This is a genomic window from Bacillus sp. RC252, from assembly GCF_044909215.1.
Taxonomy (GTDB): domain Bacteria; phylum Bacillota; class Bacilli; order Bacillales; family Bacillaceae_G; genus Bacillus_A; species Bacillus_A mycoides.
Map to the genome: position 1 here is coordinate 313,051 of NZ_JBIYDV010000002.1, position 24,072 is coordinate 337,122.

General features: G+C 34.2%; 27 protein-coding genes and 1 pseudogene. 7 read left to right on the plus strand and 21 right to left on the minus strand.

Annotation, left to right across the window (positions count from 1 at the left end):
* Positions 1-14: 14 nt before the first annotated feature.
* From ABH960_RS04590 to ABH960_RS04625, 8 genes are all read right to left on the minus strand, one after another.
* A complete protein-coding gene (locus tag ABH960_RS04590) occupies positions 15-896 on the minus strand; it encodes a phosphotransferase family protein (RefSeq protein ID WP_377865927.1) in 882 nt (293 codons plus the stop codon).
* Between the two features lie 31 nt (positions 897-927).
* Positions 928-1,356, minus strand: coding sequence for a GNAT family N-acetyltransferase (locus ABH960_RS04595; protein WP_212090503.1), 429 nt, complete (start codon positions 1,354-1,356; stop codon positions 928-930).
* Positions 1,357-1,359: 3 nt separating this feature from the next.
* Positions 1,360-1,725, minus strand: a complete 366-nt coding sequence (locus tag ABH960_RS04600; protein ID WP_404443126.1) for a cupin domain-containing protein — start codon at positions 1,723-1,725, stop codon at positions 1,360-1,362.
* A 12-nt stretch (positions 1,726-1,737) separates the two neighbouring features.
* Positions 1,738-2,223: a GNAT family N-acetyltransferase gene (locus ABH960_RS04605; protein WP_404443129.1), complete on the minus strand. Its 486-nt coding sequence runs from the start codon at positions 2,221-2,223 to the stop codon at positions 1,738-1,740.
* Positions 2,220-2,780 carry a 2'-5' RNA ligase family protein gene (locus ABH960_RS04610; RefSeq protein WP_113938546.1) on the minus strand — a complete coding sequence of 187 codons (561 nt, stop codon included), beginning with the start codon at positions 2,778-2,780 and terminating at the stop codon, positions 2,220-2,222. Before ABH960_RS04610 ends, ABH960_RS04605 begins: the two co-directional genes overlap by 4 nt.
* A gap of 6 nt (positions 2,781-2,786) precedes the next feature.
* On the minus strand, positions 2,787-3,353 hold the full coding sequence (locus ABH960_RS04615; protein WP_404443133.1) for a GNAT family N-acetyltransferase: 567 nt from the start codon (positions 3,351-3,353) through the stop codon (positions 2,787-2,789).
* 232 nt (positions 3,354-3,585) lie between these two features.
* Positions 3,586-4,713 carry a metallophosphoesterase gene (locus ABH960_RS04620; protein ID WP_404443136.1) on the minus strand — a complete coding sequence of 376 codons (1,128 nt, stop codon included), beginning with the start codon at positions 4,711-4,713 and terminating at the stop codon, positions 3,586-3,588.
* Positions 4,714-4,863: 150 nt separating this feature from the next.
* On the minus strand, positions 4,864-5,286 hold the full coding sequence (locus ABH960_RS04625) for a GNAT family N-acetyltransferase (protein ID WP_404443139.1): 423 nt from the start codon (positions 5,284-5,286) through the stop codon (positions 4,864-4,866).
* A 131-nt stretch (positions 5,287-5,417) separates the two neighbouring features.
* Here ABH960_RS04625 and pdxR point away from each other — a divergent pair, with 131 nt between their 5' ends.
* Positions 5,418-6,818: a MocR-like pyridoxine biosynthesis transcription factor PdxR gene (pdxR, locus tag ABH960_RS04630; protein ID WP_404443142.1), complete on the plus strand. Its 1,401-nt coding sequence runs from the start codon at positions 5,418-5,420 to the stop codon at positions 6,816-6,818.
* 44 nt (positions 6,819-6,862) lie between these two features.
* Here pdxR and ABH960_RS04635 read toward each other — a convergent pair whose 3' ends face one another.
* The gene (locus ABH960_RS04635; protein ID WP_404443145.1) at positions 6,863-7,720 is read right to left on the minus strand and encodes a YitT family protein; all 858 of its coding nucleotides are present in this window, start codon (positions 7,718-7,720) and stop codon (positions 6,863-6,865) included.
* 169 nt (positions 7,721-7,889) lie between these two features.
* On the minus strand, positions 7,890-9,098 hold the full coding sequence (locus tag ABH960_RS04640; RefSeq protein ID WP_404443148.1) for a macrolide family glycosyltransferase: 1,209 nt from the start codon (positions 9,096-9,098) through the stop codon (positions 7,890-7,892).
* 382 nt (positions 9,099-9,480) lie between these two features.
* On the opposite strand from ABH960_RS04640, the gene ABH960_RS04645 reads away from it, so the two are divergent.
* From ABH960_RS04645 to ABH960_RS04655, 3 genes and pseudogenes are all read left to right on the plus strand, one after another.
* Entirely contained in the window at positions 9,481-10,359 is an 879-nt protein-coding gene (locus tag ABH960_RS04645; protein WP_404443151.1) for a phosphotransferase, read from the plus strand.
* Between the two features lie 23 nt (positions 10,360-10,382).
* Positions 10,383-11,249: a GNAT family N-acetyltransferase gene (locus tag ABH960_RS04650; protein ID WP_404443343.1), complete on the plus strand. Its 867-nt coding sequence runs from the start codon at positions 10,383-10,385 to the stop codon at positions 11,247-11,249.
* A pseudogene (locus ABH960_RS04655) lies at positions 11,242-11,376 on the plus strand (class I SAM-dependent methyltransferase); the annotation flags it as partial. The gene ABH960_RS04650 and the pseudogene ABH960_RS04655, both read left to right, overlap by 8 nt.
* Before the next feature lie 31 nt (positions 11,377-11,407).
* On the opposite strand, the gene alr reads toward ABH960_RS04655, so the two are convergent.
* Positions 11,408-12,583, minus strand: a complete 1,176-nt coding sequence (gene alr, locus ABH960_RS04660) for an alanine racemase (protein WP_002127023.1) — start codon at positions 12,581-12,583, stop codon at positions 11,408-11,410.
* A gap of 171 nt (positions 12,584-12,754) precedes the next feature.
* Here alr and ABH960_RS04665 point away from each other — a divergent pair, with 171 nt between their 5' ends.
* Positions 12,755-13,216 carry a DinB family protein gene (locus tag ABH960_RS04665; RefSeq protein ID WP_404443154.1) on the plus strand — a complete coding sequence of 154 codons (462 nt, stop codon included), beginning with the start codon at positions 12,755-12,757 and terminating at the stop codon, positions 13,214-13,216.
* Positions 13,217-13,223: 7 nt separating this feature from the next.
* Here ABH960_RS04665 and ABH960_RS04670 read toward each other — a convergent pair whose 3' ends face one another.
* The 5 genes from ABH960_RS04670 to ABH960_RS04690 all read right to left on the minus strand — a co-directional run bounded on the left by ABH960_RS04670 (position 13,224) and on the right by ABH960_RS04690 (position 17,318).
* Positions 13,224-14,000, minus strand: a complete 777-nt coding sequence (locus ABH960_RS04670; protein WP_404443157.1) for a Cof-type HAD-IIB family hydrolase — start codon at positions 13,998-14,000, stop codon at positions 13,224-13,226.
* Positions 14,001-14,006: 6 nt separating this feature from the next.
* Positions 14,007-14,597, minus strand: coding sequence for a histidine phosphatase family protein (locus ABH960_RS04675; protein WP_404443160.1), 591 nt, complete (start codon positions 14,595-14,597; stop codon positions 14,007-14,009).
* 90 nt (positions 14,598-14,687) lie between these two features.
* Positions 14,688-15,842 carry a stage II sporulation protein P gene (gene spoIIP / locus ABH960_RS04680; RefSeq protein WP_033713453.1) on the minus strand — a complete coding sequence of 385 codons (1,155 nt, stop codon included), beginning with the start codon at positions 15,840-15,842 and terminating at the stop codon, positions 14,688-14,690.
* A gap of 73 nt (positions 15,843-15,915) precedes the next feature.
* Entirely contained in the window at positions 15,916-16,887 is a 972-nt protein-coding gene (locus ABH960_RS04685) for an SPFH domain-containing protein (protein ID WP_002012471.1), read from the minus strand.
* A 2-nt stretch (positions 16,888-16,889) separates the two neighbouring features.
* Positions 16,890-17,318, minus strand: a complete 429-nt coding sequence (locus ABH960_RS04690; protein WP_404443164.1) for an NfeD family protein — start codon at positions 17,316-17,318, stop codon at positions 16,890-16,892.
* Positions 17,319-17,592: 274 nt separating this feature from the next.
* On the opposite strand from ABH960_RS04690, the gene ABH960_RS04695 reads away from it, so the two are divergent.
* Positions 17,593-18,810, plus strand: coding sequence for an MFS transporter (locus ABH960_RS04695; RefSeq protein ID WP_002168568.1), 1,218 nt, complete (start codon positions 17,593-17,595; stop codon positions 18,808-18,810).
* Positions 18,811-18,859: 49 nt separating this feature from the next.
* Here the strand turns inward: ABH960_RS04695 and ABH960_RS04700 are convergent, their stop codons facing one another.
* The 5 genes from ABH960_RS04700 to spoIIP (ABH960_RS04720) form a co-directional block, all read right to left on the minus strand.
* Positions 18,860-20,335 (minus strand): amidase family protein, encoded by a 1,476-nt coding sequence (locus ABH960_RS04700; RefSeq protein ID WP_404443167.1) that lies wholly within the window; start codon positions 20,333-20,335, stop codon positions 18,860-18,862.
* 187 nt (positions 20,336-20,522) lie between these two features.
* A complete protein-coding gene (locus ABH960_RS04705; RefSeq protein WP_404443170.1) occupies positions 20,523-20,969 on the minus strand; it encodes an NUDIX hydrolase in 447 nt (148 codons plus the stop codon).
* Between the two features lie 23 nt (positions 20,970-20,992).
* Entirely contained in the window at positions 20,993-21,733 is a 741-nt protein-coding gene (locus ABH960_RS04710) for a M15 family metallopeptidase (protein WP_219302082.1), read from the minus strand.
* 11 nt (positions 21,734-21,744) lie between these two features.
* Complete coding sequence (locus tag ABH960_RS04715) at positions 21,745-22,242, minus strand: GNAT family N-acetyltransferase (RefSeq protein WP_404443173.1); 498 nt, start codon at positions 22,240-22,242, stop codon at positions 21,745-21,747.
* Between the two features lie 286 nt (positions 22,243-22,528).
* The gene (spoIIP, locus tag ABH960_RS04720) at positions 22,529-23,683 is read right to left on the minus strand and encodes a stage II sporulation protein SpoIIP (RefSeq protein ID WP_404443176.1); all 1,155 of its coding nucleotides are present in this window, start codon (positions 23,681-23,683) and stop codon (positions 22,529-22,531) included.
* Positions 23,684-23,772: 89 nt separating this feature from the next.
* Between spoIIP (ABH960_RS04720) and ABH960_RS04725 the strand changes: the two genes are divergently transcribed.
* Entirely contained in the window at positions 23,773-24,069 is a 297-nt protein-coding gene (locus tag ABH960_RS04725) for a hypothetical protein (protein ID WP_002012463.1), read from the plus strand.
* Positions 24,070-24,072 lie beyond the last annotated feature (3 nt).

Here is a 24,072-nt window from a genome sequence, read left to right on the forward strand (position 1 = left end):
TTTGAAATCGGCTTTTATACATATTCTGCTATTCCAGCTTGAAAGGCTTTTTTATCATTATTCAGGACACCAAATAATGCTTCTTGAAGAGCAAATGTACTTTTGTAAAAATACATTCTTTCCTTTACTGCTTCTAAATTAGGATAATGAACCGAAAAGAGTTGTAAAAACTCCTCTCCATAACTAGCTAATATCCCCGCAAAGTCATAAGCAGGATCTCCCATGCTCGCACCACCAAAATCTATAACTCCTGAAATATCCCGCTTTGTTGCACTATATAAGATGTTTGTCATGCCAAAATCCCCATGAACAAGACTAGGGGTAAAGTTAAAGTGACTAGATTCATTTAAATATAACTCAAATGATTTTGAGATCTCTTTTCTCGCTTCAGTTCTCATGAATGGATAAACATGTTCTTGTAATTTGCTATATAAACTATTTATTTCTGAATACATATCAGTACCATCATATTGCATAATACCTTCAAATGTAGATAACGGAATTTCGTGTAACTCTTTTAAAAATCCCGCTAATGTGCACGCAAGTTTCTGTATTTGTTTTTCATCATTTATTTCTGTAAAAATGTCTTTCCAAAACGGTTCTCCCTCAATCATTTCATATCCTGTAAATACTTTCCCTGGCACTTCATCTTGAAATCTTTGATAACATGGATTGGGAATATGGAGCGTAATGAAGGGTCTTATTTTCTCTAACAGCTTTGTTTCTACTCGAAGTTTCTGAATACCTTTTTCATATTTCGGAAAACGAAATACTATATTATCATTTACAATTAATACATCATTATTTTGACCTATTTCATTTACATAAACCGATTTTATTTGTAATTGAGGATATATCCTTTGTAAATACGCAACATACTCATTTTCTTTTCTCATTCTTTCTCTTCTCCCGTTCAGGCTATTGTACTTACTTCAAAGTCATAATTACCTGTCTTTCAACAAACCCAAGTTCTTCGTACATCTCTTTCGCAAAATTCCCAGCAAATACATTTAAGCGAATTTCTGAATACTTCTCCTTCAATTCCTTAATACCGGCCTCCATCAATTCTCGTGATAATCCTCTCCCGCGATATTCTGGGAATACGTACAGCTCATATATAAATCCAAGTTTTTCACGAGAAAAATAGTCTGTGTTTTCCCCTATTAATATCCATCCCATTACTTTATTTTCTTCTTTAATGACTAAATAATATGCCCCTTTTTCTATTATTGGCTTTGTAATTTCAATCGCTTTCTCTTTACTTAACTGACAATTCCCTCTCGTCCCTTCAAAAAGCGCTTGAGCTGCATAATGTAATATTTCTTTTGTATCTTCTCGATTCGCCTTTACTATCATTTTTCACAACTCCCCCTCACTAATAGGCATTAATATGACTTGTTCAAGATTCTCCGACTCCATAACAATTGCCATCAAGCCCTTTTCCGTACTCGTCTCATGAGACTCACCCTTCTCCCAAAACACAGCTTGTCCAGCTTCTACCTTCACTTTTTCTTTATTTGCTCCACACACATATCCTTCACCATCCACAATAAGAAGCAGTTGAGATACAACTGCTTCATGATATCCGATAATTCCATTCTCTTGTAAATGCATGGCACCGATATGTATATTCCCTTGATGATTTAATATTTTTGCCATTATGAAATTAGATTGAAATGCTGATATGTGTTTCCCAACTTCTGCACTGAAATCAAATATTTTCATTCCTGCTCCTCCCTATATGTATAAAACCATCCTTACTGTCTGCATCAAATGTCCTTCAAAATCTTCTTCAAATTGCTCTAATTCGGCAAAACCCTTCGCTTCATAAAAGCGCTTTCCTTTTTCGTTTGCTGCTTCTACATGAATGTACATTTTTCGAATTCCGTTTAATGCTGAAATTCCTTTTTGTAATAAAGCACTTCCTATCCCTTTTCCTTGCTGATCTGGTAACAAATAAATCGCACCTAATTCTGCTTCATTTTGCAGTCTAACAGGTGAAAAATTCGCAAATCCAATTACTTCTCCCTCTTCTTCTGCAACGAATAAATGTGTATTTTTAAGACGATATTTCATTTTTTCATCAGAATATGCTTCCTCTAAAAAACTATCTTGAATCTCTCTCGGAATAATTCCTTCGTAAGTATCATGCCAAGCTATTTTTGCTACGTTTTGTACAGCATGAATATCTTCTTGCTTCATTTCTCTAATTACATATGTCATCTCGATGTCTCCATTCTCATTAAATTATATTCTGCTAATATACTAGAAGAAATGGCAAAACCATTTTCATAATTTACCTTAATTAATTTTAACTTCTCAATCGAAGCTATTGTAACATCAAATTTTCCATATATATATTCCATTACACTTAAAAATTGATTTGAATTTAACCCATTAGAAATCGTGCAATGCGGAACCCATTTTCCTGGCACGTAATATGAATTCGAATTATCATGAAAAGTTTTGAAATAATCATGATAAGAATGATGAAGTCTTAATAATTCATCGGTAATGGTCGGTGCTAGAAAGATAGTTCCGTTAGTAGGAAAAGTTCCAACAGAAGGAAAAGTTACAGTGGAGATGTTCTCTTGAAAAGCTACAAACTCCTCTAATCTCTTCGTATATAAATTAACATCTAACTCCTTATAATCAGCCAATGTTATATGTGGTTCTACTCCGGCTAGTTCATTTGTTTCAATTATATTCGTTAATTCATTTTGCAATTCTCTAACTTTATTAGTAAACACACAATCAAATGTAGCAATGATAGCGTACATGCTTCCTCACCCCTTCGTTACACGTAGCGCTTCCCATTCTTCACGAATCATTCCCATTCGAATAGAATCATAGTATATCCCGTTATAATATCGGCATTTTCGCATTCTTCCTTCTAAGCTCATTCCTATTTTCTCTGCTACTTTCATCATTCTTTCATTGCCAGACCAAGTTGTAAGCCCTACTCTACCAATCTCCATATTTTCAAATAGTAAGTCCCTATATAATGTTAATGCTTCTGTACCATATCCACCATTCCAGTATGCTGGGTCATAAATTACGATTCCCATTTCTAACCAACGCGTCGGTTTATGCTCCCAATAAAATCCGACTGTCCCTATAATTTGGCCGTTATTTTCTATAATTAAATTTGACAGTGGTTCTTCTTTTAAACGAGCTTGCATCTTCTCTTTATAAGATGGGTATTCTTGCATTGAGAAAGGGAAATATGGCGCATCCCATTTCTTCCATTCTGGATTCTCTTCTTTAAATACGAGATTCCATAATGTTTTTATATCTGATTCTTCTATTGTACGAATTGTAACTTTGTTCCCCTTTAATATAACGTTTTGCATAATTTCCTCCTACATTCCTCTTTATTTCATATACAATTATAATATTTTTTCAGAAAAATCAAAACAAATATCGTTAATTGTATTGTATAATTTTGTTATAAAATACGAATTATTTATGTAAATTAGCCAATTTTTTCGAGTTTAATCTAGAAACGGAACTTCGGAAAAAATTAGATGAAGTACGAACTCGTAGCATAGTTAATAAAAAATAGGAGGTTATACCCCTCCTATTTTAGCTAAATATTGTATTCCCCTTCTTTTCTACCTCAAGTAGAATTCCTTTCTCAATCCAGCCTTCTACACCATCTTTTTTAATTAAATCATATCCCATGCAGCTATCATCAATTAAAGAAACTGTATCCCCTTTTCTAATACTGATTTGCGCACAAGAAATATCCGTTTTCACTGTATACTCACCTGATTCAAGTTGCTTTATATACTCGTTTTTCACATGAAGCAGTTCATTTGTTTCTATTTGTTTACATATAGTAAAATCTTTCATTCTCTCCACAGGCTCTATGTAATAATACGGATATGTAACCCCGCCATGCATTTCTGAATCCGCATTAAAATCTGCCATTACTTTATACTCTGGAAAATAGTCTACATGTGTATAAGAAAACGTATCACCTGAAGTTGTCCTCTGAATAATAAATGCGTTTAATTGCCCTGCTTCTTTAATCGCATTACCACCATCAATCGCAATAATTTTTTTCTCCTTATCAATAACTGGATTGTTAGACGGCGCCTCTTTGGAATAGTTCACAACAGGCCAATGTCCAACAATTACGTACTTATCCGCTCTATGTGACTTATTAAAAAACTCTGGCATTGCAATTGCATTTTTCCTGTCTGTTTGTCTCCAATTCTCTCTATCTTCAAGACCAGCATGTACAAAGATATAATCTTCTGTTTCAATCGCTGTCGGCAATTCTGTTAGCCACTTTATTTCTTTTGAAAAATGGCTCATCAATATGTTTTTCACTTCACGAATATCACTTTCTTCATTAACTGTAATGTTCAATTTCCCTAGCCATTCATTAAAAATTGTATTTTTTCGCGTACATAAATAATTTATTAGCGCAGGATTTTCATTTACAAGCGCTTCAACTACAACTTCACAATTCCCTTCAACTACATAAACATTTGGCTTGCTAACTACTAAATCCATGACGTAGTTTACTACGCCGATGCTATCGTTCCCCTTCTCACAAAGGTCGCCATTTATAATTAAATAATCATCATCTTTAAAATTAACTTTATGTAATAATTCCTTTAAAAGATTTAATTCGCCATGAATATCAGATATTACGATAATCCTTACACCTTTTGGGATTAATAGTTTCTGAATTTTTTCCAAGTATAAACTCCCCTAACCTTCTTTTAATTCAATATTATCGTCTCAATTATAAAGAGACTATTCGACAAAATAAGTAATTAACCCTCCTCATTCTTCAATTCTAAATTAAAAGGGGTTCCATATGTTCTCACACATAGAACCCCCTTACTATTATAATTCTTTATAAAAAGAATAGCTTACCTTATTATAGCCTTCTCTTTCATAAAAACGATGGGCATCAACTCTTGGAAACGCTGATGTAAGAACGATAGAACTGCACCCTTTTTCTTCCCCCCATTTTTCTACATATGACAGAAGAACTTTACCATATCCTTTCGATCTGTGAGCTTCCGCAGTTACAAGGTCATATACGAAAACATGTTTCTCATTATAAAAGTTCGTACAAATTGCTACACCAGCTAGACTAACAACTTCATCATCTTCATTCTGTAACGAAAGTAGTTTATAATTTTCTTCTTTCATTTTTTGAAATAAAGAACTTGCTTCTTCTCTTGAAAGTTTCGTTCGTAATTGCTGTAATACGGGGAATACATCATGTAAATCAGCTTCTGTTACTACTTCTCTAATATTCATTATGATTCTCTCCTTACTATTTATAAAATTTTCTAAATGTTATATCATTATTATAAAAAGTAACTGCCCCTCACTTAAGTGACAGTTCGATTATTTTTTATATGGCCAGTTTTTAAAGGAGAATTCATAAAATGGATCTTACTATCCCATTGCAATTAGAAAGTAAAACACCAATTTATTTACAAATTTACGAATATATGAAACGAGAAATCTCTCAGGGATCACTGCCTGCCGGTACACGCCTTCCTTCTCATAGAAATTTAGCGGTACAACTTAATGTTAGTCGTATTACTGTTGAATCTGCTTATCAACAATTACTAGCTGAAGGTTATGTAGAAAGTAAACCGAAACGTGGGATTTTTGTTGTAGAAGTTGATATTGATGTCATTCAAAATAAACAACAAGTTGTGTCAAACAGCGCTAACAATATAAAAAAAGAACAATATGACTATGATTGTAGCCAAGGGCTGATTGATCAAAAAGCTTTTCCAATTACAAACTGGAAAAGAGCATTACAAGAAACTTTATTCCAGTATGAAAATGAATTATTTGCTAGAGAAGATCCTCAAGGTGAGTTCGTTCTACGAGCGCATATTTCAAAATATTTATACCATGCACGCGGGGTACATTCTTCACCTGATCAAATTATTATCGGAGCCGGTACGCAGCCTCTTCTTTGGCTACTACTTCAACTGCTTGGTCCAAAAAAAGAATACGGAATCGAAAACCCTGGATTTCACCGTATAACTGCCATGATTCAAAGTTCTGGTCTTCCTGTTCACCCTATTTCATTAGACGATAAAGGGATTCGTATTTCAGCTTTACTTGAATCACGTTCCAATGTAGCATACGTCACTCCATCACACCAATTTCCTCTTGGAATGATTATGACATTATCTAGAAGGCTCGAATTATTAAAATGGGCCAATGATTGCGGAGGATATATTATTGAAGATGATTATGACGGAGAATTTCGTTATGTAGGAAAACCTATTCCCTCTTTACAAGGACTAGATTCAAATGAACGCGTTATTTATATGGGAACTTTCTCGAAATCCTTCTTACCTTCTTTGCGAATGGGGTATATCGTTTTACCAACTCACCTATTAAAAATCTATACAGAGCTGGAAGGTAAGTTTAAACAAACTGTTTCCACAATACAGCAACTCGCTTTTGCAACCTTTATTCACAATGGTGATTGGGAGCGCCATTTGAACCGTAGTCGTACGTTATATAAAAGAAAGCACACATTACTAGTTAAATCTATCAAAAATGAAATGGGATCTCGTGTTCAAATACTTGGCGAACAGTCTGGACTGCATATCGTACTTCATGTTCATAATGGTATGAACGAACAAGAACTTATTCATACTGCTGCAAAACAACGAATCAAATTATACCCACTCTCTACATATGATTCTGTACATAATTTAAGAGAGGCGTCATATGTACTACTCGGTTTCGGCAGCATTCCCGAAGATAGTATCGAAATTGTAGTCAAATTACTAAAGGAAGCCTGGTTCCCTAAGTAAAATAACTCCACATAAGTTATACTTATGTGGAGTTATTTTACACACTATTTTTCTGATACGTCTCCTGATCGAGCAGTCCTTCCTGGACGCTTTACACCAGTTGTTTCTGTTGAATAAGAAGCTTCAATTATAGCACTTGGATCTACAGAGAGAACGAGATCTTTCATTTTTGGATAAATGAAACGGTTTGTAATACAATAAATAATTCTCTGGTGCTCTCCTAAAAAACCACCTTCTCCATGTAGATACGTAACAGACAGTTGCAATTCTTTCATAAGCAGTTCGCCAATTTCTTTATTTTTATTCGAAATAATCATGACGCTCTTCCCTTGATTAATACCGTCTAATATGAAATCAATCATTTTCGTAACAATATAGAAAATTGCTAATGAAAACATCGCTTGCTCAATTGAAAATAAAATAGCAACAAATACAAAAATAACCGCATTTACAGCAAGTAAAAATGTACTAATTGGTACTTTAAAATACTTATTCATCCAAACCGCTAACATTTCTGATCCGTCAATTGCTCCGCCCATTTTTACAACAATCCCAACACCAACACCAAATAGAACTCCTCCATAAAGTACAATTAATAATTCCGAAGTTGTAATTGCTGGAAATGGTTTTAAATAAATCAATCCGAGTGTTGTAACAACATTTGCATAAGACGTACGGATAAAGAACTTCTTACCCATTACTTTTGCAGTAAATAGTAAAATTGGGATATTAAGTCCTAAAAATACTCCATAAAGCGGTAATCCAGCAACTTTATTTGCCATAATAGCAATCGCAGTTACCCCACCGTCTACTAGGCCATTAGGCGCTAAAATAAGTTCTAGTGAGCCCGCTACAATAATGGATCCAATTGTTAATAATACGTATTCGAATAATTTTTTCATTCATTACCCCCAAAACTTATGTATTTTCTTAGTATTATTTTAACGTAATTTTACTACTAATTCAAAGATATGAGTTTATATACACAAAAGTTTCACCTTTACAGTGATTTTTTATGTAATTTATTTATAGAAACACACTTACATATTACAGTAAGTGTGCTCCAAACATTTATTTAAGTTTTGAGTACGAATTCATTTTCATTTTTAATATTTCATCAACTGCCCTATTATACCCACCAGCATTTCGAAGTGACTCTCCAACTCTACGACTATTTTCCTTAAACGTTACATCATACGTTACTTTCTCTACAGCTTCACGTAACGATTCAGAAGTTAATTCTTTACGATTAAGCCTTATTCCAGCTCCTACTTCACTCACTCGCTTCGCAACTAAAGGCTGATCTCCTGTTACCGGAATTACAACTAATGGGACACCGTAATATAGTGCTTCACTTGAACTATTCATACCACCGTGTGTCACGAATACATCAGCATGCTGTAATACTTCTAATTGCGGCACATAATTAAACAACTTAAAGTTATTCGGAATGTTTTTAAATTGACTTATATTTATCTTCTTACCAACAACTAATATGACTGTCGCTTCTACATCTTTAAACGCTTCAAAACATTTTTCATATAGCTCAGGTTGTTCATTAAAAACTGTTCCCATAGAAATGAAAATCAATTTTTTATCTTTTAAATCTTCCATAGGAAAGCGCCCTACTTCTTTACGCGTAGCAATTGATGGACCGACAAACTTATACGATTCATCGAATACATCTGAACGCGGCTGATATTCCTTTGAAGTATATACAATAGTAATATCACCAGGATGATTCATAATATCATACATATTAATACATTTCATTCCATACTGCCTATTCCATTTTTCCATTCCCGCTAAACAAGATTGATATAATGGATTAGTTTCATCTACTTGTCTCGATTCTTGTTCATCATTAAAAGTAATGTACTGATTAAAAGCAAACGTTGTACAAGAAGAAACGCTAGGTAATTTTAAAACATTCGCTATAATACGTCCTACTGGAAAATGATTATCGTATATCAAGTAATCGTACTTTTCCCCTTTTGTTTCTTCTACAATTTGAGTAACAATACGCTCTGATGCTTCAATCATATGAGATAGCATCGTCAAAGGACTCCCACCTTCATTTACTCGTTCCATAATATTAATTTGAGAGAGGAAATTCTCAAACACTCGGAATTCTGCACCTGTTGCTTCAATCTTCTTTCTATAATCTTCAATACAATACGAAACAACTGTTTCCCCTCGCCGAATTAGCTCACTTACAATAGCTAAAGTCGGATTTATATGACCTTCTCCAGGGAAATTTATTACGAGTACATTTGCCATAATATTCTCTCCTATCTAATATAATCAATAGTTAATCATATTAATTAATTTAAAACTATTAAGTAATCTATTCTACTTCTTCATATTTTTCTCTTCATTTTATTATTGAGAAATATTTTTCATAACCTACATTATAACTCTTATAAAAGTAGACTTAACCTTTCATTTATTGAAAAATACGGGATTTACATTCAGGCATTTTTCAGATTTATCATCAGAAACATTATTTTGATAATTCATACAAAACTAGAAAAATATAATTTTCACACTGATTTCTCACCATAAATTTATTTAAGTTCTATGTTGTCCCCATCATTATCCACTTGGTACATATTCTGTTATATAATAAATTTATAGAATTTACAGAATAAGGAGTCCTTTCATGCTACAACAACTATTCATTTCACCTATTATATCTGTTCAAGCACTACATCCGGGCTATGAAGACCATGCAAGCGACGTGTTTCTTGTTAAAACAGAAACTGAAGAAGTTATTGTTCGTTCCTCAAAAATGACTGAAGAGCCCAACAATGATTTTTGGCGGGGATGTAAAAACCTTTTTGGAATTGATCCAAGGCATGTACATCATTTAGAAACAATACACGCATTATTGAAAAAGCATACTACCTTGCCCATCCCGACTATTTTGCAAAAACATGTTTTAAATGAGCGAGAATATGTAATCGTCGAAAAACTAACCGGAAATACGCTGCAATCATTTTTCGGACAACCTGATTCTATTTTATTCAGCCTTGGAAAAGGACTAGCAGAAATTCATTCGTTTCAAGCAAAGTTTATAGGAAACCCATCAAGTACTTTCCACATTCCACTAGCAGAATTTAAGTCTCACATATTAAAAGTCAGTAAAGATCTTGTAAATGGGTTCTATTCCGATAACGCGAGCATCCATAACGCATTTCATACTTTTGAATCACAGCTATCTTCCTTGCTTGCACCAAAGGAATCTACACTCGTTTTAATTGATATGGATCCTACTCAGTTTTTATCAGATGGTACAACTATTACGGGTTTAGTAGATACAGAAGCCTATGCAGTTGCTCCTCGAGAGTTTGATTTTATCGGCTTAGAATATGTATTTACAGAAAAAGAGGCTCGTGCTTTTAAACGAGGTTATGAGACCATTATGCCCATTCCTCGTCTTGATCAATGTAGACAGCCTTATCGTTATTTATATCGCTTATTATCTGTTCAAGGTAGTGTGGAGTTAGAAAAGTGGTTACGTCACCCATCTTATTTTTAAAACCGATTGCGAGGGATTATGAAATGAATATTGAACAAAAGAAATCTTTAACAGCAAACGAAATTCAGCAAATGAAAGATTTATCTCATATTTGCGGACAACACGATCAAATTGATTACTCGTCAGATTTACATGTCAATTTTTTAACTGCCCGTAATAAAGAAAAGATAAATGATTTTATATTTTATGATGGTACTCAATTAATTGGTGCATTAAGTATGTATGACTTTGAAAGACCGACAAAACTGGAGTTAATAGGGTTTGTTCATCCGAACTATAGGAAACAACATATAGGCACTACTCTTTTACAAACCGCAATGAAAGAAATACAAAAAAGAGAGGCAGATGAAGCCCTTCTTATAATTAATGGTGACTCTATTTCAGGGAAATCATTTGCAAAACAAATGAACCTTCCTTATTTATACAGTGAATACGGTATGGCGTTCAAAACAAACGAAGCACAAAAAACAATGAAAAATAATATTAATCTTACCGTTGCATCTTCTGAATTACTTCCTGATCTTATAGAAATCGCTAGTGAAGCTTTTGGAGATTCGGCAGCAAATACATCCACATGGTTACAAAAGATGATGAATTCATCTTCCCATCAAGTTTACAGTGCTCTTATCGATGAAAAAGTGATAGGAACGATTACAGTTACTGAGCAAGAGCAATCTACTACACTATCAGGATTCGCCGTTCATCCATCTTATCAAGGTAAAGGATATGGTAAAGATATTCTTAGTTATATGGTACATACACTTATTACAGAAGGAGTTTCAACAATTGAACTAGACGTCGAAACGAAAAATAACAATGCTTTAAAACTATATACACAATGTGGTTTTGAAATTATGACAAAGTATGATTATTATAGATTGTTGGAATAGGAGTGACTTTTCTATCGAGGAAGCATGTTATTTTAGAGACGAAATTATTACCTCTTTAAAATCTGTAGGATGTAACAATATACAACTACACGGTATAAATAGAACATTTTTCATTTGTCAAAAATAAAAAAACTGAATCATATCGATTCAGTTTTTTCTTATTTTTTTCTTAATATATTTACAACCGCAGTCGTTTCATCATTTTTTTTATAAACACGTGGAATTCTTCTATCCAACATGCATGTAACTTCATAATTAATTGTACCTAACATATCTGCTATTTCTTCCACCGCAATCTCTTCTTCACCTTGTTTGCCGTAGAATACAACTTCGTCTCCTACTTGTACTGGCATTGCATTTGTAACATCTAGCATAAGCTGATCCATACAAACACGGCCAATTACAGGTACTCGTACTCCGTTTATTAGTGCATGCCCTTTATTAGATAGCTGACGATTATAACCATCAGCATAACCAATCGGTACAGTTGCAATCCATTCTTCGCCCGTTGTTACATAAGTATTCCCATAGCTAACACCACGATTTTTCTTCGCATGTTTAACATGAGCTACTTTTGATTTTAAAGACAACGCTGGCTGTAAGGAAGCAACTGTATGATCCACTTCTCTTGAAGGATACATACCGTAAATTCCAATACCAACACGAACCATATTTTGAAATGTGTTACTAAGTTCCATTGATCCTGCACTGTTTGAACTATGAATATATGGAAAATGAATTCCTAATTCTTCCGCTGTATTTACAGCTTTCTCAAACAAACTTGTTTGCATATTTGTATAAGTTTTATCTATTTCATCAGCGGTAGAGTAATGTGTAAACATCCCTACTACTTCTACATATCGCATACGTTTTAACTCTTCAAAAAACGGTTTAACTTCTTCTTCCTGTAAACCAATACGGCTCATTCCTGTATCAATTTTCACATGAATTCGCACTTTCTTTTGAAGATGGTTTGCAACTTCATCTATACCTTGTAAATCTTCTACTCTATAAACAGTCATCATAACGTCATATTGAATTACATCTTCTACAGCTGCTACTGGTGTATATCCTAAAATTAAAATAGGTACAGTGATTCCAGCTTCTCTTAATTCAATTGCTTCATCTACAAATGCAACTGCAAGTTGGTTTATTCCTGCTTCAATAGCCGATTTCGCAACTTCAACTGCCCCATGACCATACCCATTCGCTTTTACAGCAGCCATCATTGCAATATTTTCATCATTCACACGTTTTTTAAATTCTTTTACATTATGTTTTACCGCATTTAAGTCAACTTCAACAATTGTATCTCTTCCATATTTCAAGCTCATTGGTCTAACTCCTAACTCAATAATTACATTCCATTCTATTTCACGTTTCATATGACCTTTTACAATATAATACTTTTCACTATGCTAGTCAAACTACTAGAATTTTCGGAATTTTGAGCATGATATAATACCCTTAAGAAACTATTATATACGGAGGTGAGAATAATTACAATGTTTGTTCCATCTGCATTGAATCAAGTTAAAATTGCTATCGATACTTCCATTCAAATACTGAACCAATATACTGAAAGTGATTTGAAAATAAAGCCGATTGAATCAAAGCGGTCATTATTTGAAATGTGCACACATCTTTCCCTTATTTTCCATGCTGATTTACTCATATTAAATGGTATTACGGAAAAAGACTTACATACCTTTTATATAGAACAAACATCAGAAACAATTACTCAAATACAGCAAACGATGATACAAGGGTACGATTTACTTTCTAAAACTTTTTTATCCTGTTCCAATGAAGAATTAGCGGAAATTATGACTGCTTATTGGGGTATTTCTTACTCTCGATTCGAATGGTTGCTTGAAATCGTTGCACATTTTTATCATCATCGCGGGCAAATTCATATTTTATTATGTGAGCATATTAAAGATCCTAACATACCTTTATTTCAATAAAGGTATATTAGACGACATTAAACTTTTTTAAGGCAAATAAAATACCACCTTCACTCGCCTTCTTTGTAACGAAATCTGCTCTTGTTTTTAACTCTTCTCCACCATTCTCCATCGCAATTCCTAGTCCTACATACTGTAACATCTCAATATCATTTCCACCGTCACCAAAAGCAATTGCTTCTGATTTACAAATTTTCAGATGTTCCAATACCTTTTGAATTGCAGTTAGTTTCGATACTTTATTATCTTCCAACACATTCATAACGTAACCATGAAAACGTTCAAACGTAAGCATTGGATATCTTTTCAAAAATTTTTGAGTTTCTGATTCATCAGCATACAGACATACACAATAAACCTCTTCTAACAAGTTTCTGACTTTGTCAGGATACTGCTCTAAATTTAACGTTTCGTTTAGTGCTCGTATTACACGTTCATCTTTCGAGGCAACACCATTCATAGCAAATTCTTCTGTAAAATAAGAAACACTATGACCATGTAATTCAGCGAAATTTGAAATATCATGAACAATTTCACTTGAAAGTACCGATTTATGTATAACTTCTTCCCTACATTTTATATGTGCACCATTCGCAGAAATAAACGTGTTTATGCCCAGCTCTTTAAATTGTGAACATAAGCTATATGGTCTCCCGGTTGTAACAACTACGTGAATTTCTTTATCTATTAACCTTTGTATCGCTTCTTTTGTGCTTTCATGCATACTTCTATCAATCTCACTTAAAAGAGTACCATCCACATCGAAAAATACAACTTTGTACATATCCTCTTACATTCCCTCTAAATGATTTGTATCATTTATAAAATGAATAGTTTTCTGTTTATCCGTAAGTTCAATCAAACTAATTCCCGTATCTCCAATTTTAAAATAATAGTCCATGCTAATTGGCATTTGGAAAAACGCTCGTAAAATACTATTTATTACACCACCGTGTGCAACAATTGCAATTCGGTCATATGTATTCTCTGTCACGATTTTAGAAAAAATCCCTTCTATTCTCATTCTAAATTCAATAAATGATTCCCCGTTTTCAAAACGATCATGAAGAAATTTTGGCTCTGGATATTTTTTCGCTTCTTCAAATGATAGCCCTGCTTGTACCCCATTATTAAACTCCATTAATTCTTCTTCTAGTTGAATTGGGCACCCAATTCCTCCTGCTAATGTTTCACCAGTTTCGCGGGCACGTTTTAATGTGCTTGCCCAAATGAAATCTGGCGGGAAATCTGCTTTCACTTTCTGTACAAGTCTTTGCACTTGCTGTCTTCCCTTTTCTGTTAATTCAAAGTCAGCTCGCCCTTCATGTACATTTAAAATATCAGCTTCTGATTCACCGTGGCGTATTAATATTATTTGCATATTTCCCCTACTTCCTCATTTAATATTCACAAGATTCCATTATATCACATTCTTACCTTTCCATAACAAAAAGGAACGGTTTCCCGTTCCTCACCCATTCACTTTCTCCGCATCGTTCCAATAATATTTACTAAACGCTTCCGTCAACACATCAATTGTGTTATATAATTCATCTAATGTATTATCAACACCACCAACTTCAATTAACATCGCATTTTTAGATAAATCTTGATTATAAACGCCATTTCCATCTTTTTTATACTTTGGAAAGATTCCTCTGCTTAATCCGTAATAGTTTTCATCTAAATAACTATTGATTGCTCTTGCAATTTTTTCATTTTCAGCACGCCCTTCATTTTCCATCCCAATTATAAAATATAATCTTGCATACGATTTCCCGTTAATTACTTTTGTTGTTACCTTCTTCCGCTGATCATCACGGTGTATATCAATCGGAAACGCAATTTTATTATTTTGTGCTAATGTTTCTTTTACATATTCATGAGACGCTTTATATGATTGCGGCCATTTCCATTTTTTACTCGCTAATAAATCCCCCATATTCGTTTTATCATGAACTACCGGAATTCCTTGTCCTTCAAGTTGTTCTTTCATACGTTTCCCTAGTAAGGACACATTTACATCTGGACTTGATGGATCGGTAGCCCCTGGTAATAACGGAAAGAAAGATTCCCAGCTATGTGTATGATAAATATATACTGCACTTTCACCTTTTTTCGCTCCGTTCTTTTTCTGAACCGGATTATTCTTTTCAGCTTCTGTAACTTTATCTTTTGCTACTTCTCGCTCTTTCGTTACTTCTTCAATCGGTACACTAGATTCATTTGGGATATTCGTAAAGTTTGTCCCTTCCCCAGCTACGATAATGTTAGAGTAATACTTTGACATACCAGGCACTTCTTTACCGACAAACGTTCTTAAATCTTTAATTTTCAAATCCGTCGCAATCGAGAACATTAAATTTCCAAATGACTCCCTTTTATTCTGCTTAAAATAATCAAATCCGTAATAGCGATTCTCACTTTCTATCATTTGAACAAAACCTTGCATCGATACTTTTCCAAACCATTGATTCGCGTAATTCGATTTCATTGTATGTAAAAGCGACGTCAAAATCGACGCAATAATAATTATGACTAGTGCATATAGAAAGAGTAACGAGATTAGTTTCTTCCCATGTATACGGGTTGCATACTTCTTCACTGTATCACCTTCTTTATACATGGATATGTACAAGCCTTTCGTAATATACGCAAAAAAAAAAAGAGAAATGGCATCCCATTTCTCTTCCTCACTCTTATTGTTCTTTTTCTGTATCTGACGAAGGTAATTTCTTCGTTTGTTTCTCTTTAAAGATTTCCCCAATCGCCCCAAGAGTACCAAGTGTTTCAATTGCATTAGACGGAATAAAGACTTTATTCGCTGGTCCTTTTGCAACCTCAATCAATGATTCAAATGATTTATAAGCAAGTACGCGCTCATCTAAATCTGCTGCACGAAGTAACTCAATTCGATTTTGTTCTGCTTTTGCAATTTCCTCAATCGCTCTTGCTTCCCCTTGCGCTTCTAATTCTTTCGCTTCTCGTATACCTTCCGCTTCACGAATACGTGCTTCTTTATCCCCTTCAGCCATTAAAATTTTACTTTGTTTTTCCCCTTCAGCACGAAGGACTTTATCTTGTTTCGCTGCTTCAGCTTCTAAAATGATCGCACGTTTATTACGTTCTGCTTTCATTTGTTTTTCCATTGATACTTGCACATCTTTTGGTGGATTAATATCGACTATTTCGACACGCTCAATACGAACGCCCCATTTTTCTGTCGCTTCATCAAGTGCTAAACGAATTTCTGTTGAAATTTTTTCACGACCTGATAATGTTTCATCAAGCTCCATTTTACCAATAATTTGACGCATTGTTGCAGATGTAATATTACGAACACCATATTCATAGTTTGAAATACCATATGTCGCAAGCTCTGGTTCAACAATTTGATAGAAAATAATTGTATCAATTTCTACTTGTACATTATCTTTCGTTATTACCTTTTGTGGTGGTACATTCGTTTGTTGAATACGTAAATCGTGATATACACGAACGCGGTCTACAATTGGGATTAGAATATTTAATCCTGGGTGCATAATCCGTTGAAATTTACCAAACCTTTCAACGACCCCAACTTTTTGCTGAGAAATAATTTTAATTGTCAATGCAATAAATACAACGACAATCAATGCGAAAATAATCGTTAACGTTAATGCTACTGCCATATTTATTCACTCTCCTTTTTCACTTGTAAAATAGTACTATGCCTCTGTATAACAACGACTTTTTCTCCAGCATCAATAGGAGTATCCGAAATAGCTGTCCAAGTATCTCCATCCACTTTCACAATACCGTTCACTTCGCTTGTAATCGTTTGCATAACAATTCCCTTTTTACCAACAAGTTTATCTACTGTATCAGTAAAACCTTTTGCTTCTCGAAAGTTTTTAGAAATTCTTTTCGTAAAGAAAGTCAATGTTAAACTTACAATCGCCCCAACAACAACTTGTAAAAATAGTGCATCAGGAGCAAACAAAGCAATAAGACCTCCGACAACAGCTCCAATTCCAAGCCAAAGCATGTAAAACGTAATCGACAACATTTCTGCAATAAATAAAATACCCGCTATTATAAACCAAATCATCCATCCAGCCATATGCAACCCTCACTTTCTTTCTCATTTTCTATATGTATATGAAGAAAAGAATGGTTTATCCGCCCTTTCTCATAGAGGGGGCGTTTGCTACAAGCTATTATATGTATTCGCTGTTACAACAAGCATTAATAAAATGCTATATTAATATATTCTTCATTATACACGAAAATCCCTTTCAAAAAATGACAAAAAATTTAATTCTTTCAAAAATATAACTTACAGATTATAATAATTAAAATTAAAAGCAGTATTGATTTGAAAGGTGGTATTCTTATTGCCTAAACGTTCACTAACTTACTATTTGGGCTCCAAAATATGCATTACTCTCGCTGACATTGTATACATAATGATTATTACAACTCACATCTATATCACAACTAGATCAGCTACAATTACTGCTCTTTTTCCATTATTACAGGTTATCACAAATCTTATCGCGAACACCTCTGCACCACTTATAATGAATCGGTTTCCATCTTATTCATTGCTATATACTCTACAATGGATTAAAACAGCTCTTTTAATATTGTTAATGATATTATTTCCTATACTATCAACAAACATTTCTGCTCTTTTAACTTTTGTTATTTTCATTTCATTATGTAGTGGCTGGAGCGCTCCTCTACTATACGCCGTTATCCCGCGCTTAACACCACAAGAAAAATTAGTAAAAGTAAATAGTGTCTTTTCCTTTTCAACACAAATTATACAAGCCGCTGCATACTCATTTACAAGCATAATTGTTCTTCTCATTGGCGTTACTTCGACACTCATGATTAATAACATATTGATGATTTTCGGATGTATTACATTACACCTTTCATTACAATCTATACAAGCTGAACGAGTAGCAGAACCCACTTCTTCGAAAACTACTGCATTATTAGAAGGATGGAAACTGTTATTTCAACACCCGTCTCTGCGCATCGTTACAATTATGGACTTAATTGAAACTTTCGCAGGGACGATATGGATCGGTGCTATTACGATGGCATATGTAACGACTGTTCTTCATAAAGGCGAAGATTGGTGGGGATATATTAACACAAGTTATTACGTCGGCACATTAATTGGCGGGATATTAGCGTGGAAAATGAGTACATATATTCAAAAAAATTTAATACGCTCCATGGCGATAGGCTCTCTTATGTTTAGTATTCTTACATTTTTATATGGTATGACAAGTAGCGGATTTATTGCTCTATTTCTTTGTGTTCTAATGGGACCATGTTATCAAATTAGAGATATTTCTCAAACGACGGTTTTACAATCAAGCGTCACTCCTTCTTTATTATCGAAGATGTATACAGCTCATGGTGCACTTCTCTCGACAGCTTCTGGTCTTTCTATGCTTAGCGTTGGAATTATTACTGATATGTTCGGCGTTCGTACTATTTATATTATCGCCGCTTTTCTTATTTTATGTTCTGCTTGTTTATCCTTTAACTTATTAAAATATCAGAAGACGGAGCAGAAAGATATTTCACTTTAATCAATAAAACAAAAAGGACAGGAATTCCTGTCCTTTTTGTTTATTCTATTCATGACAAGTTGGGAATCTTCCTATGTTTTGTCGCTTGTTCAAAAGCATATGCTAGTTTAATTAATGCCCCTTCACTAAAAGCAGCACTTGCAAGAGTAATTCCAAAAGGCCTCCCATTATCCATATATCCCGCAGGCATTGCTATAGACGGATAACCTGCTTTCGCACATATAGTAGATCCTATATAAGAAGGGAACAGTATCGCATCAAGATTATATTTTTCCAATGCAAAATCAATACCTTGTTTTTGCGAAAAGTATATATCTTCTAATCTTGCCTTTAAATATTCAGGATTTCTTAACGTATTAGGAAAATCTTTTTTTCTTTCTAACTTAGTTTGTCCATATTTCAAAGCTCTTTCTGCTATGTTTTTATTAAACTCCATTAACTCCGAAATAGAATGTACTGGAATAGTAGAAGGTAATTTAGAAAGATAGTTATCTAAGCTATGCTTCAGTTCATAAAGCGGAACTCCCCAGCTCCATTCTCTATGAAAAGATGGAATATCAATATCTTCTACTATTGTCGCTCCCTTACTACGTAAAACTTGAATCGTTTCCTTAAACAATTTTTCATCGTATTCTCCAGATTCATAATAATCTTTTGGCGCATTGCTAAATACACCAATCTTAGCCCCCTTTAAACCGTTAGCATCAAGATAAGATGTATAATCTTGATATGCCATGCCTTCACTTTTATGAGTGGCTACATCCTTCTCATCCATCCCAGTTAGACTCCCTAGTAAAATAGCAGCATCTGTTACTGTTCTAGCAAATGGCCCAGCTGTATCTTGTGAATAAGTGAAAGGAATAATTCCACTACGACTAATTAACCCAACAGTCGGCTTAATACCTACAACCGAGTTTTGAACAGCTGGGCTCAAAATAGAAGCATCTGTCTCTGTTCCAACGGATAATACAGTAAAGTTAGCGGCAACTGCTATAGCAGACCCTGTACTTGAGCCACCAACGAACATATCATCCTTTCCTGTACCGTAAGGATTAATTGTTTGACCACCTCTAGCGCTATATCCAGCCCACATTTCAAAAGACATTGCATTTGCTAGTTCTGTCATATTTGTTTTACCTATTATAATTGAACCTGCTTCTCGAAGTTTTGTAACAAGAAATGCATCTTCACTACTTATATTTTGTTCTAGGGCAATCGTACCAGCACTTGTATGCATCGAGTCATTCGTTTCAATATTATCCTTAAGTAAAACAGGTATACCATGTAATGGACCTCTTACACCTTTTGTCTTTCTTTCATAATCTAACGCTTCTGCAATAAAGATAGCATCTGGATTGATTTCTAAAATAGAATTGATTTTCGGTCCATCTTGGTCATACTTTGCGATTCTATGAAGATAATACATGACTAGTTCTTTTGAAGTTAACTTCCCAGCTTCCATTTCCTTTTGAATATCATGAATTGTTAATTCTTTTTGCAGTAGGGTATTGAACTGAATTTCCATTTTCATTCTCCTTTTATAAGCCCTTTTATATATGACGTATGTCTATTACTTTTTCATTTTCTCCGCTCCTCGTATTAACAACTACTATCCCTATACAGGAATTCAACTCACCAGTTTAAAAACCTTTAATTTCCAGAGAAATACAAAGAGTCTGAAACGAATACAATATCGCCTCAGACCCTTTTTATTATTTTACATATACCTCTTCTAACAAATGTAAAAACTCGCCTTGTTTACCTGCTAATTCAGGGCATTTGTTAATATCAACCCACTCATAACAAAATACTAAACCTTTGTCTTCCTCACCAGCACTCACTATATGCTCCCACGTATCTTTCACATCTGTTAATAATGAAATGTGGAAAAAATGACGTTTTTGATATTCCTTTTTTTCTTTCACAAAAATAATGTAATCGGAAAGGAAGCGCTCGATACAAAAATGGCGTAGTCCTGACTCTTCTTGTACTTCACGTAAAATTGCTGCCTCTAACGTTTGGCCTTCATCTACTGTCCCGCCTGGCACTTGGATACCAGCCTCTCGTATATCACGATGTTTAAAAACGAGTAGTTGCATAACCCCTTCTTTTTCTCTCGTAATATATGCATGTACCTTTTTCTTATATAACATCGTCATCTTAGCCCTCTCCCCTCAATTCATTACTGCGTTACTTCTTCAATCGTCAGTTGGTTTTCATATAAATATGTAGCTTGCGGATTCCCAACATACCGTACATGCCACGGTTCATAACGATAACCGGTAATCCCTTCTTTCTCTTTCGTATATCGAATAACAAAACCAAATTTATGGGCATTTTCAGAAAGCCACTTTCCTTCTTTCGTCTCCCCAAAAACAGTTTCTAGCTGAAATTTAGCAGATTGAGATGTAATATCCATAGCTAGTCCTGTTTGATGTTCACTCGTACCAGGGACTGCACTAGACATCGCTGTCTTTGCTTCTCCATCTTGTCTTTTATACATCGTATTTAATGCTTTTTGTCGATCAAAAGATCTAAATCCAGAGACTGCAAAAAGGAAAATCCGCTCCTTATTGGCTTGCTGAAACATTTCCTCAAGTGCCGCCGCTGCCTCTTTCCTCATCTTTTTCTTCTCTTGATCACCTTCACTAGAGTAACGTACTTTCGGAACAACTAAATCTGGCGGTCTATACCCATCTGGTAAACGCCTATTTTTATTCACAAGTACAAGCATCGAATTTGGATTACTAATGACTGCGATATCCCCATCCATATTAGCAATCGTTTCTTTAGCTTTCGGAAATATATTATTTACATTTACTTCCTTCGCCTCTTGATCCTTGTACATCTTATAATTTATTCCTGCTACTCCAATGATCAGTATCATCGCTACGATACCAAGTAGTGCCCATCTTTTTTTCATATAACGACCTCTTATTTTAATAATTTGGCCATTTCATACTCATCGACACCTTTTCCATCGATGATAAGAGCAGATTTTTTGACACCTTCTTGTTCAAATCCAATTTTGCTATATAGTGCCTGAGCTCTTGTATTGTGGGCCATTACCGTTAATTCTAAACGCCATACATCATGTAATCTTGCCCACTTCTCTACTTCTTTAAACAAACTCGTTCCAATACCTCGGCCACTATACTCTTGCAAAATACCAATTACAATGCCTGCCACATGTCTCTTTCTTTGAACATCATTACCATTGGCTAAAATAAATCCAACTACTCTATCATCTTCAACTGCTACAAATATTGTTGCATATTCATTTTCTATAAAACGGTGGACCATCTTTTCTTGTTGCTCTACTGTGATTTTTCTTTCCCCTGGTTCGTATAACATAAATTTCGTTTCTTCGTCTAACTGCTTACTTAATTGTAAAAATGATGCTGCATCTTCTACTCTAATCTCTCGTATCACCTTGATCCCCTACCCATTCTGTTAGTTAAAAATTTTCCTTGTAAAAAGATTTTCTCCACTATTCCGAAAATTCCTTTTTAAATTTCTTACTATAAATAGACAAATTTCGATATCAATATAATAATAGGGAATTTTGTCTATAATGTGACATTTATTTCTACCTATAGATTATGAACAAACAAATAAACGTAAGCTTCTTGCTTACGTTTATCCCGTATTAACGGGTAGCCTGATTCGTAAGGGCTACTAATCAGTAGAATGAGCACTCACCGATCAAATTTTCGCTTTATCCATTCACTTTTTCAGCTTGCCAAAAATATTCTCCAAATGCTTTAGCAAGTACATCAATTGATCGATTTAATTCTTCCTCTGTATTATCTACCCCGCCAACTTCAATTAATATCGCTTGTCCTGATAGGTCTTGATTGTAGACTCCATTTCCTGTTTGGAATCCTTTTTGAATTACACCACGGCTCATTCCCGGATATTTCTTACTAATCGTCTCATGTAACGCAGTTGCTAATTGTAAGTTTTTTTCATAGTTTTTGTTACCTTTCCCAATTACAAAAGCAAGCTTTGCATATGATTTATCTCCAATTGTTTTTGTCGTGACATTTTTCCGTGCACTATCACGGTGCAAATCGAAAAAATATTGGAGTTCTTTATTACCAGCCATCGCTTCTTGTACAATTTCTCGTGACAGTTTATAAGAACTATTACTATTTAATCCTTTACTTATTAATTTTTGACCAACATCAGTTTTATCGTTAGTAGCACCGATCCCTTCACTTTCTAACTGTTCTCGCAATCGATCGCCAACTATTGAAATATTCGTTACAGAACTCGTTGCTTTATTTGGATTTGGATCATTCGTTAAGTTAAGTAACGGCAAATAAGATTCCCAGCTATGTGAATGATAAATCAATGCAACTTGTCTTTTTCCAGTCGTTTGAGCTGGTTGTTTCTTCTCTTTATTCGGATCAGGCTTAGGAACTTGTCCAGCTTCTCCAGTCCGTTCCTTCACTACTTCTTCAAGAGGAACACTCGATTCTATCGGTAAGTTGGAATAATTTGTTCCTTCACCTGCTATAACGATTTCTGTCTCATATTTCCCAAATCCCGGAAGTTCTTTCCCGACAAAACTACGTACATCATCAAAACGAATATTCGTAGCCATCGAAAAGAGGAATGAAGAAATAGAAAAGTCTTGATTCAAATTCCGGTACTCCTGTGTAAAATAATGATTCTCTTTCCCAATAACGTACATGTAACCATTCATTGATAACTCATTTAACCAATTATATAAATACGTTGACTTTGTCTCTTTCATGGAAGTTACCATTACACTAATAAGAAAGAAAGTCGCTAATACCGTAGTAATAATAAATATAATTAACTTGCGTACACTTGTTAATTTCACGTAAAAAAAGCCTCGATTCATACTATCACCCTCTCTATTTCAAGTTATGTACAAGCTCTAGAGAATAGACCGCTTAAATTCCGGCTATATTGTTAATGAGGTGAAATGAATTGAAGCTACTAATAGGAACATTACCGATCGTCTTATCATTTATTTTTTATTTGTTTGCTTTACATCCTAAAATTCGTATTGTGCTACATATTTCCGCATACTTAGCACTGTATGTACTCGGGACAATTATTTCTATTAATATATATGATGTTTTAATACAAAATTTAGTTTTCATGACAAGCATTCATGGAATTTTACTGAATCCATTTTTCCTTATTGCAGGAGCGTATATAGGAACATACACTTTATACTTACTTTTGTCTTACATTATTACAAATATAAAAAATGGAGCGTAATGA